The following is a 10521-nucleotide window of genomic DNA, read 5'->3' as shown; positions in this document are numbered from 1 at the left end:
CCTGTCGCGGTACTTGCGGCGGCGGTCGTCCGGTTCTCGAAAGAGCCGGAAAAGAACATCCTGCTGTTCAAACAGTCTCGATTATTCCGCTTTTGGTAGCGAGAACCAATCGTTGGTCTTTACCGTCCACTTACCCGCTTCGAGCTGCATGACCTTGGTGGCTTGCATTGGCGCGTGTGCTTTGGCTTCGCCGAAGACGTAAGGACTGCCTGCCATGGCATAATGCAATTCCTTGCCGGATTTAAGCGCGGCGGTTACACTCGCGCGCGTGACCTCGCCATCAATGCCTGAGATGGTGTCGATAAGTGCTCTTGCGGCAAGGAAGCCACCTTGCGAGAAAGCGGTTTTGGGCAGGCCAGCCGCGTCCATTGTCTTGATCCAGTCGGCATTGGCGTCGGTAGCCTCGGTATAAGGCTCCCATTCGGTGCCGATATAGATTGGCTGCTTGCTATCGGCGAGCGCTTTGGCGACTCCCTCCGTATAGCCGGGAGCAAGAAACAGCCAGTTCATACCGCTGATCTTCTGTGCGTCGGCGGTCTTCACCCATTGAACGACACCTGGCTCGACTTGGTTGGTCAAGACCGTATCACATCCAGCGTTGCGAGCTTTGATGAGATAGGGGGTGAGATCACCTTGTGCAGGCAAGGTCATGTCACTGAGGGCGATCTTCTTGCCGCTGATCTTCTCCCAGCGCGTGACGGCTGCGGCATAGGCCTCCTGTGTGCCGCCAATGACGAGGAAAAAAGCGCAGAGTTTCTGAGCACCCAGATTTTTTGCCGCATAATCGAGCATGGCTGTCGTCAAAGTGTAGGGGCCGACATTCACAGGCGCGATGCTGGGAGCATTAAAACACAGTGGATCGACGCCGACGCCTTGTATCGCCAGCACATCATTTCGATTGTAGGTGGCCGCATTGACGGCGCAATCGAGCAGACTTGCGCCCCCGGACAGGGCAACAACAGATTTGTTGTCAATCAGATCGCGCGCAGCCTGGGCTGCGACCTGTGGATCGCCCTTATCGTCGGCGATGGTGTAGTCAATCTTGCAGCCGTTGATACCTCCGGCAGCGTTAAGCTGCTCGAAGACGGCCGCCGCCGCTTTGGGAGCATCGGAAAAATCGACTACGCCCGTTATCGTGGAAACTGCGCCTATCTGGATGGGGCCATTTTCACAGGAAGGGGAAGCCTCGGCCTCCCCGGCGAAAACCCACATGCCTGACAATATTACCGCTGAAGCGAGAAGGAGGTTTCTGGTCGATTGCATGCTGTTCCCTTTTTTATTTGCCCGCAATGCATCGGGAGAGGTTTCATGAAACGGCTAGCGCTGATAGACGGCTCGCCCTTCGAAGAAGGTGGTCAGAACTTTGGTGCTGGCGATCTGATTGGTCGGGACATCGAAGACATTCTGGTCGAGAATGATCAGGTCTGCCGACTTGCCGGGCTCCAAAGACCCGGTCTGTTCCGCGATACCCATCGCGGTTGCTGAATTGAGCGTGAATATCTTGATCGCGGTGGCCAGATCGATGGCCTGTTCGGGCCAAAGCGAAACGCCTGGAAACGCGCCGGATGGATTTTGCCGGGTTACCATTCCTTCGATACCGGTCCATGGGTCGGGTACAGGAATAACCGGCCAGTCGGAGCCGCCTGCCAGAAGTGCGCCAGACTGATGGAGATCGGCTATAGGCCAGAACCGCGATGCCCGCTCTTCGCCCATGGCTGCCTTGTGGCCCTCAAGAAAGGTGGTCGGGTACCAAATCATCGGGCAGAGGTCGGCGACCACCGAGAGTTTTGCAAAGCGCTCGATATCCTGTGGGCGGATATAGCTTGCATGCGCTATATGATGCAGGACCTTTGCCGGCCCCTTGAAATAGCGCACAGCCTCTACGGCATCCAGCATTTCGCTGACTGCAAAGTCTCCGGCACAGTGGATCTTTAGTCCCATGCCAAGCATTTCCGATCTGTCGATATATTTGACCAGATCGGCATAGCTGACGAGCGTTTCTCCTCTATAACCATGGGGGTGAGCGTCGTCGTTCAAATAAGCGTCGTGAAACGCCCCGGTACGTGCACCGGGCACGCCATCGAGGAAAATCTTGGTGAAGTTCGGCCGCACATGATGGGTACGATAATGTTCGCGCACCGCAAGAAGCTCATCACCGGAAAGCCCGAACATGAATGACGGTTCGATTAAGGGAAGGGACGTGACAGCCCAGGCTGTCAGCTTGTTCTTGTTATCGAGATTTGTGAGCGCTTGCAGAACCGGCTGCACCGAGGCGGCATCCTGAAAGGCGGTGATGCCATAGGAATTGGCCAATTCGACCGCGCGTATGACTGCGGCTTCGCCCATGGCTTCGGTGAAATGGCTTGCCGCTACCCGTTCAACAATACCTGCTGCAGATTCAACCAGTAGTCCGGTCAATCGACCGGTCGCCGGGTCTCTTCCGAAAGCACCAGCAGGCGGATCCGGTTGGTGCTCGTTGATGCCAGACAGGTGCATTGCAACGCTGTTGATCCAGCGGTTGTGCATGGTTTCATCACGTAACAATACTGGATAGCCGAGGCTGGCAGCATCAAGTTTTTGCAATGCTTCCTTGGTATTGAGCACGGCGATCATGTCCGCGCCCCATTGATTGGCGATAATCCATTGACCAGGTGCAGCAGATTTCGCCTGCTCGCGTACATGGGCGCAAATGTCGTCGATAGTTGCGCCTTTGGGCAACTGCGTTTCAAACAGTTCTGCCTGGCCAGCCATCATGATGTGGTTGTGTACATCAACAAAGCCCGGCATCACCATGCGGCCTTCGAGATCGATGACCTCGGTTGTGTCTGTTCGATAGTACTCGATTTCAGACACGCTGCCGACAGCAAGTATCTTCCCATCCGCGACTGCAATGGCCTGCGCCCAGGGGCGTGAAGCGTCGATCGTATAGATACGGCCATCAGTGAGAATGAGGTCTGCGTGTCGCGTCACTGTCATGCTGATGTTCCCTTTGGGTTCATTATTTGAACCTGCTATTCACTATTAGAGTGCCGCCCGGATTTAAGTGTGTCAAGATAATTCACACGTTAAATAAAAGGTTGGAGGTTTACTTTGAGATGCCCACAAATTGGCAATGGAGTACTGGGTAAGGCGCGTTTACCCAGCCTCTCAATGCGTTGTCGATTGAACTGCCTTGGATCAGTGCACTTGGAGCTGTCCGAGGCAATTTGGATTCAAAGTTGAATCCAGGCCGTTTTCAGATCTATATATTTATCCAGCGCGTGCAGTGATTTGTCGTGACCGTTGCCCGACTGCTTGACGCCTCCCAGCGGGACAGAATTGTCTGCGCCACCATATGTGTTGACGTGTACTACCCCGGCTCGAATATTACGAACCATGCGGTGCGCACGCGACAGACTGGAGGTCCATACCGCTGAAGCGAGGCCATAGCTTGTGTCATTGGCGATTTTCAACGCATCGTCTTCCTTGTCGAAAGGGATGATCGCAAGAATGGGGCCGAACACTTCTTCACGGGCTAGCGTCATGTCAGGGGTCACGTCGAAGACAGTCGGTTGCATGTAATAACCTCCAGTTTCTTCCAGAATACGATTACCCCCGGTTCGCAGTCGTGCACCTTCCGATAGCGCTTGCGCGGCGAAACCGAGATTTTTGCCCAGCTGCACCTCGCTGGAGATAGCGCCGGCCTCGGTGGCGAGGTCCAACGGGTTGCCAAGTTTCATGACGCCAGCAATTGCGCTCACGCGTTCTGCAAACTCCTCTGCAATGGAGCGCTCAATCAGTAATCGCGATCCGGCAACGCATACCTGACCCGAATTACGGAATATTCCGTAAGCGGAGACCTTTGCTGCCCGGTCAAGGTCGGGTGCATCGGCGAATACGATATTCGGCGATTTGCCGCCAAGCTCCAGATAGACCCGTTTCAGGTTCGAACGGGCTGAATATTCGAGCAGTTTGCGACCGACATGTCCTGATCCGGTAAAGGCCAGAACATCGATATCGTTGTGTAGCCCAAGTGCCTCACCCGTGATCGCGCCTGCACCGGTCACAACATTCAAAACGCCTTCCGGCAGCCCCGCTTCAGCGCATAGTTCAGCAAGACGGAGCAGCGTGAGCGACGCACCTTCGGCTGGTTTGAGAATGACTGAATTACCAGCGGCCAAAGCCGGCGCAATTTTCCATGCACTGATCATCATCGGAAAATTCCAGGGCACGATCGCGGCCACTACGCCAACGGGCGTGCGGTGGATGAGGCCGAGCACATCTTCTGCAGTCGGGGCGATCTCGCCATAAACCTTGTCAATGGCTTCCGCGTAGTAGCGGAACGTGTTCGCTGCACTCCCCGGCTCGGCTTTGATCGCCATCGAGATCTCGGTGCCGTTGTCGCGTACTCCAAGTACCGCAAGTTCAAGTGCGTGTTTTTCGATCAGTTCGGCGATCTTTAACAACACCTTTTTTCGTTCGGCGGGGGAGGCCCTTGACCACAGGCCCTTGTCGAAGCTACGGCGAGCAGCCGTCACGGCGCGATCCACATCAACTGTTCCCGCAGCTGCCAGACTGGTCAGCTGCTGGCCGTCGATAGGCGAGATAGTCGCCATCGTGGCTTCATCTATAGCGGATTGCCATCGCCCGTCGATAAACAGCAATTGTGGTGCGATGTTTTGCTGGCCGAGAGCGTCGATCTTGTCTTGCATGGCAAATTCCTTGAACCGGTAGATGATAGAGCCATTAGGGAGAGGTGCGGGTCAGACGATCTGACCGGCACCAAGACGGGCAAAGCCGGTTGCATTGTTGGTCCTGAGCCTCATGGCAAGCAACAGCCCGATGACAGCAGCAACAAGCACCAGCCCCGGCAGGATAATGGCCATAATGCCGTTGGCACCAGCGATACTGCCGAAATTCAGTGCGATATAAATGACCAGAATGCCGAGGACAGTACCTGTTATCAGCGGCATAATCCGTGTGGTCATAACGCTATTTTCAAGTCCGGGATGACGGGCAAAGAAGGTTATGATGGCGAAGGCGGTGAAGGTCATCAGCAGCATGATTGCAAGTGTGCCGACATTGGTCAGCCAGGAGAAGAGCGCCAGTACCGGGTCTTGTCCTGTGGCAGCGAAAATTGTCACCACAAGCAACGCGATAACCGTCTGCACCAGCGAGCCAATATGGGGGCTCTGATAGAGGGAATGCGTTGTGCCAAGGCGGGCAGGCAACAGACCTTCGCGACCTGCAACATACATGTAACGGGCAACGCCATTGTGAAAGGCAACGACACCCGCAAACAGGCTGGTAATGAAGAGCAGGTTCATAACCGGTATGATCCAGTGGCCGACATATCTCTCTGCAAGGCCGAAGAGGAAGGTGGTCGGATCCTGAAGTCCCTGCAATTCGCCCACCAGTTTGTGGGCACCTGCGCCGCTAACCATGAGCCATGAGGTGAGCATATAAAACAGGCCGATCATCAGCACGGAAATATAGGTTGCACGCGGTACGGTGCGAGCTGGATCACGGGCTTCTTCGCTATAGATCGTGGTGGCTTCAAAGCCAATGAAGGCAGCAAAACAGAACAGGATTCCAATGGCGGGTGTGCCGCTCAGAAAGGCCGACGGCGTAAAGGGCGTGATGGAAAGACCGCTGTCGCCACCGGTGAAGAGAATGGCCGCGTCAATGATAAGCACCACGACATATTCGAGCACGACGAGAACTGTCAGCACCCGTGCCGAAAGATCGACTCGGCGATAGCCGAGTACCGCTACAGCAGCAATACCGATATAGGTCCATGCCCACCAGGGAAGATCGATGCCGAAGCTGGCCAGAAACCCGGCCGTTGCCGCGCCGAAGAGGCCGAACACGCCGATCTGCATGGCATTATAGGCCAGGATTGCGAGAAGGGCGGCAACGCCCCCCATCAACCCGCCCAGTCCCTGCGCCGTGAATGCATAGAATGCTCCGGCATTGCGGATGTGTCTGGCCATCGCAACATAGCCGACAGAAAACATCAAAAGGACAATCGTGACCAGAAGAAAGGTGAGCGGTATGCCCGCACCATTTCCCAGAAGCATTGACAATGGCACGCCGCCTGCAACGGCGGTCAATGGCGCTGCTGCTGAGACGACGAGAAAAGTTACAGCCGCGACACCGAGGCTGTTCTTACGTAATTGGTTCGCCGATTGATCGGCTTGCGAAGACGGTTCAGTGGTTGTTGTCATAGTTTTTGTTCCCCAGAATCTTCAATGCACCTCGCTCCTATCGAGGCGGAAGCTACGTGGGCCGTTTGGGCAATTTCTTTTATTTTTCCCAAAGAACGGCGGTTCAATATATGAACCAGTGCTTCAAATATAGACTTGCAAGCGGTTCGGCTTTCTGTCAAGTTATTTCTCATGTTAAGTATCTAGGTCATGTGAAGCGCCCAAAGAGGCGTAGCTGCAAAGCGTGCTGGCTGACCTAGAGCTTGGTATGAGGAGAACGACAATGAGCACTATCAGCAAAGCTTTGGCACTTCTTGATGTTTTGTCGCGGTTGAATGCCGATGCCGGTCTGACTGAGATCGCCCAGGCCTGTGGCTATGACAAAGCAACGACGCGCCGTTTTCTGGTTAATCTGGAGAAACACGGGTTTGTCGAGCAGCTTCCAGAGAGCCGGAAATATCGCATCGGCGCGGAGCCTTTACGGTTGGCCCGCATTCGTGAGGCGCGCTATCCGTTTCTCGGTACCGCTCTTTCTTTTGTGAAAGAACTTGCTGAACAGACTGGCGAAACGGTCCATCTGTCCGAATTTTCCAACGGGCGACTTTCAACCGTTCATGTCGAAGAATCTCCGCGTGCGCATCGTGTGTTCGTCAATGTGGGTACCATCTTGCCCTACCACGCGACGGCGTCGGGCCTTGCTTATTTGGCCGCCTGTTCAGACGAAGCAATAAATGTGGCTTTGTCTGAAGCATTGGAAACCTACACGGAATTCACGGTTGTTGATGCTCTGGGTGTACGGCGTCTTTTGAGAGAAACACGCATAAAAGGGTTTTCTGTCAACCGACAGGGCATGGAGGCCGGCGTGGTCAGTACATCGGCAGCGATTCTGGCTCCAACCGGTTCTCCGGTCGGCTGCATAACCGTGGCAGCGCCGCTCGTCAGGGCAGATGATGCGGTGGTGCAACAGCATGGAGCCGCAGCATTACATGCGGCCGAAGCGATCGCTGCCGCGCTGTTCGGCGAACGCCGTCAAGCAGGTCTCTCCGGTCCTATGAAGAGGAATGGCTGATGCGTGTGAATGCCTGTTCCCCCCGGATTATCGTCATTGGCACCGGAGATACCAAAAGCGACGAACTCCTGTTCATGGCAGGGGTCATCGAAGATGCAGGCGGCATTCCTGTAATGATCGATGTCAGCATTCTGGGAGACCCTACCTACACACCGGATCACTCCAAGCATGATGTGGCGCAGGCCGCGCGCACGACCATACAGGCGATTATCGACAGTGGTGATGAAAATAGTGCCATGGCTTTGATGGCTGAAGGGGCGACCCGTCTGGTTCGCGAGCTCTCTGCTATGGGGCAGGTAGACGGAATGATTGCGCTCGGTGGATCGCTAGGCACTGATCTCGCCCTCGATATCGCTGCTATTCTACCGCTTGGTGTGCCGAAATTCATTGTTTCTACGATTGCTTATTCCCATCTTCTTCCACCTGAACGCATTGCACCGGATTTGATGATGATCTTGTGGGCTGGTGGCCTATACGGATTGAACCCCATCTGCCGGTCGGTTTTGTCACAGGCCTGTGGCGCGGTGGTTGGTGCAGCGAAGATGACGGAAAAGCCCAATAGTAATCGACCATTGATCGGGATGACCTCGCTTGGTTCGTCCTGTCTGAAATATATGCGCTTTCTAAAGCCGGAACTCGAAAAGCGAGGTTATGACGTTGCAATCTTTCATGCGACGGGCATGGGCGGACGGGCTTTTGAAGCCGTGGCGGCGCAGGGTGGCTTTGTTGCGGTATTTGATTTTTGCATACAGGAAGTAACCAACGCGCATAGCGGATCTGTTGTCACGTCCGGACCAGACCGAATGGAAAATGCCGGTCGCGCCGGAATTCCCCAGATTGTCGCACCAGGTGCCGTCGATATGGTTGACGTTCCAGCGTGGCAGCGTGCGCCGAAGGCATTCGACGGTCGGCCTTATCATGCCCATAACCGGTTGATCGCTTCGGTTACAGTAGCACCGGAACAGCGGCGGGAAGTGGCCCGTGTCATTGCCGCCAAGCTTGAAAGTGCTGTGGCTCCGGTTGCTTTCATGCTGCCCTCTGGCGGCGTTCAGGAATGGGACCGTCATGGCGAACCCCTACATGAGCCGGAGGCACTCAGGGCATTTCTGGATGAGATGCGCAAGGTCGCACCGGCAGCGGTGGCTCTTGAAGAAGTCGACGCGCATATCAATACCCCCGATTTTGCGGCGAGAGCACTGGAAGTCTTCGATCGTTGGGTGGAGCAAGGCATCGTTATGAAAGGCAATGCTGCATGAACAAGGCCCTCATTCTCGATTTTGGCGGCGTGGTGACGCGGACTTTGTTTGAGACCCATGACGTGACCGAAAGGGCGCTCGGCCTTGCGCCGGGGACACTGAGCTGGCGTGGGCCGTTCGATATTGCGACCGATCCACTATGGGCGTCGATGCAGGCGCGGGAAATTACCGAGCGCGACTACTGGCAAATACGCACGCGAGAGGTTGGCGCATTGCTTGGCGAAGACTGGACGGAGATGAAGACATTCGTTCGACGCGCGCGCGGTGCCGAGCCTGATCTGGTTTTGCGCCCAGAAGCCCGCGAAAGCATTGTCAAGGCGAAGCAGGAAGGCATCAAACTCGCCATATTGTCAAACGAACTCGACCTTTTTTACGGTGTCGAATTTCGTCAGCGCTTTCCGTTGATTGAGCTTTTCGATGTGATCGTGGATGCAACCTACACCAAGGTTCTGAAGCCCGATCCACGCGCCTATGAACAGGTGCTGGCCGAGCTGAATATAGACCGCGCCGATTGCGTGTTCGTTGACGACCAGAAGAAGAATATTGAAGGGGCGGAAGCTGTCGGTCTCCCCCATGTGCATTTCGATGTGACCCGGCCCGCGGAAGCCTATGCGCGGGCACTCACCATGCTTGGAATATAAGAGGATATCTATGCGCGACTCCAATTTTCTGATCGAAAACAATGCCCGCCACCTCTGGCATCCCATGGCGCATCCTGCCGAAATGCAGGCCAAGCCGCCTCGCATCATCAATTCGGGCGAAGGTGTCGAAGTGGTGGATATCCACGGCAAGAAGGTGCTGGATGCTGTTGGAGGGCTTTGGAACGTCAATCTTGGCTATTCCTGTGAACCGGTGAAAAAGGCGATCCAAGACCAGCTCAATGAATTGCCTTATTACTCGACTTTCCGCGGTACGACGAACTCACCGCTGATCGAACTGTCTTATGAACTGGCTGAATTCTTCAAACCAGACGGCTTGAGCCGCTCATTTTTCACATCGGGCGGCTCTGACTCGGTCGAGACGGCACTGCGTCTGGCCAGGCAGTATCACAAGATTAACGGGCAGCCGGAGCGCACCAAGTTCTTTGCCCTGAAGAAGGGTTATCACGGCACGCATTTCGGCGGTGCATCGGTCAACGGAAATGCCAACTTCCGTCGGAATTACGAACCGCTTTTGCCAGGTGTGTTCCATCTCGCAGCGCCATATCCGTACCGCAATCCGTTCAATATGACGGATCCTTCGGAACTCGCTGCTGCAATTGCGCGGCAGTTCGAAGACGAGATTGCATTTCAGGGGGCGGATACGATTGCCGCTTTCATCATGGAACCCGTGCTGGGAGCAGGTGGCGTTATCGTGCCACATGAGAGCTTCATGCCTGCGATGCGGGAGATTTGTGACCGGCACGGCATTCTGCTGATTGCCGACGAAGTCATCTGTGCATTCGGGCGTACCGGCGCATGGACCGGCTCGCGTGGATGGGGCGTAAAGCCTGACATGATGACCACCGCCAAGGCCATTACCAACGGCTATTTTCCTTTTGGAGCCGTGATGATTTCCGACAAGGTGGCTGCCGCCTTCGAAAACAACAAGGATTCCTTCGGCGCTATCGGCCATGGTTATACCTATTCCGGTCACCCGGTTGGGGCGGCAGCAGCACTGGCAACGCTGAAGGAAACGGCGCGGATCAATACTGCTGCCAATGCAGCGGTGCGCGGAGCGGAGTTGCTGGCGGGACTTGAGGGGCTAAAGTTAAAACATGAACTGGTTGGCGACGTGCGCGGTCGGGGCCTCATGGCGGCGCTGGAGCTAGTTTCCAACCGTACGAAGAAAAGTGCCGCCGCGAAGGATATCGTGCAGAAGGTATATGAAGTGGCTTATGATGAAGGCGTTATGGTGCGCACGTCGGGCGCCAATGTCATCATTTCGCCACCACTCATCATTTCTGCCAAGGATGTAAGCCGTATTGTTTCTGCACTGGATGCGGGTCTGACCGCTGCGAAGGGCCAGTGAG

The 10521-nt window shown here is 55.3% G+C and carries 8 protein-coding genes; 4 read left to right on the top strand and 4 right to left on the bottom strand.

Annotation, left to right across the window (positions count from 1 at the left end; genetic code table 11):
- Positions 1-81: 81 nt before the first annotated feature.
- The 4 genes from FGI60_RS05880 to FGI60_RS05865 all read right to left on the bottom strand — a co-directional run bounded on the left by FGI60_RS05880 (position 82) and on the right by FGI60_RS05865 (position 6206).
- Positions 82-1263, bottom strand: a complete 1182-nt coding sequence (locus FGI60_RS05880; protein WP_138784340.1) for an ABC transporter substrate-binding protein — start codon at positions 1261-1263, stop codon at positions 82-84.
- 54 nt (positions 1264-1317) lie between these two features.
- The gene (locus FGI60_RS05875; RefSeq protein ID WP_138784339.1) at positions 1318-2976 is read right to left on the bottom strand and encodes an amidohydrolase; all 1659 of its coding nucleotides are present in this window, start codon (positions 2974-2976) and stop codon (positions 1318-1320) included.
- A gap of 236 nt (positions 2977-3212) precedes the next feature.
- Positions 3213-4691 (bottom strand): aldehyde dehydrogenase, encoded by a 1479-nt coding sequence (locus FGI60_RS05870; protein WP_138784338.1) that lies wholly within the window; start codon positions 4689-4691, stop codon positions 3213-3215.
- Positions 4692-4742: 51 nt separating this feature from the next.
- Complete coding sequence (locus FGI60_RS05865; RefSeq protein ID WP_138784337.1) at positions 4743-6206, bottom strand: APC family permease; 1464 nt, start codon at positions 6204-6206, stop codon at positions 4743-4745.
- Positions 6207-6468: 262 nt separating this feature from the next.
- On the opposite strand from FGI60_RS05865, the gene FGI60_RS05860 reads away from it, so the two are divergent.
- From FGI60_RS05860 to FGI60_RS05845, 4 genes are read left to right on the top strand one after another with little or no spacing between them, the layout of a single operon-like run.
- On the top strand, positions 6469-7254 hold the full coding sequence (locus FGI60_RS05860) for an IclR family transcriptional regulator (RefSeq protein ID WP_138784637.1): 786 nt from the start codon (positions 6469-6471) through the stop codon (positions 7252-7254).
- Positions 7254-8510 (top strand): Tm-1-like ATP-binding domain-containing protein, encoded by a 1257-nt coding sequence (locus tag FGI60_RS05855; protein WP_138784336.1) that lies wholly within the window; start codon positions 7254-7256, stop codon positions 8508-8510. Before FGI60_RS05860 ends, FGI60_RS05855 begins: the two co-directional genes overlap by 1 nt.
- Positions 8507-9151 carry an HAD family hydrolase gene (locus FGI60_RS05850; RefSeq protein ID WP_138784335.1) on the top strand — a complete coding sequence of 215 codons (645 nt, stop codon included), beginning with the start codon at positions 8507-8509 and terminating at the stop codon, positions 9149-9151. The genes FGI60_RS05855 and FGI60_RS05850 overlap by 4 nt, the downstream gene beginning before the upstream one ends.
- Positions 9152-9161: 10 nt before the next feature.
- Positions 9162-10520, top strand: a complete 1359-nt coding sequence (locus tag FGI60_RS05845; RefSeq protein WP_138784334.1) for an aspartate aminotransferase family protein — start codon at positions 9162-9164, stop codon at positions 10518-10520.
- Position 10521: the final 1 nt, after the last annotated feature.

Source organism: Brucella haematophila (genome assembly GCF_005938105.1).
GTDB classification, from domain to species: domain Bacteria; phylum Pseudomonadota; class Alphaproteobacteria; order Rhizobiales; family Rhizobiaceae; genus Brucella; species Brucella haematophila.
This window is presented reverse-complemented; position numbering and strand designations above follow the sequence as displayed.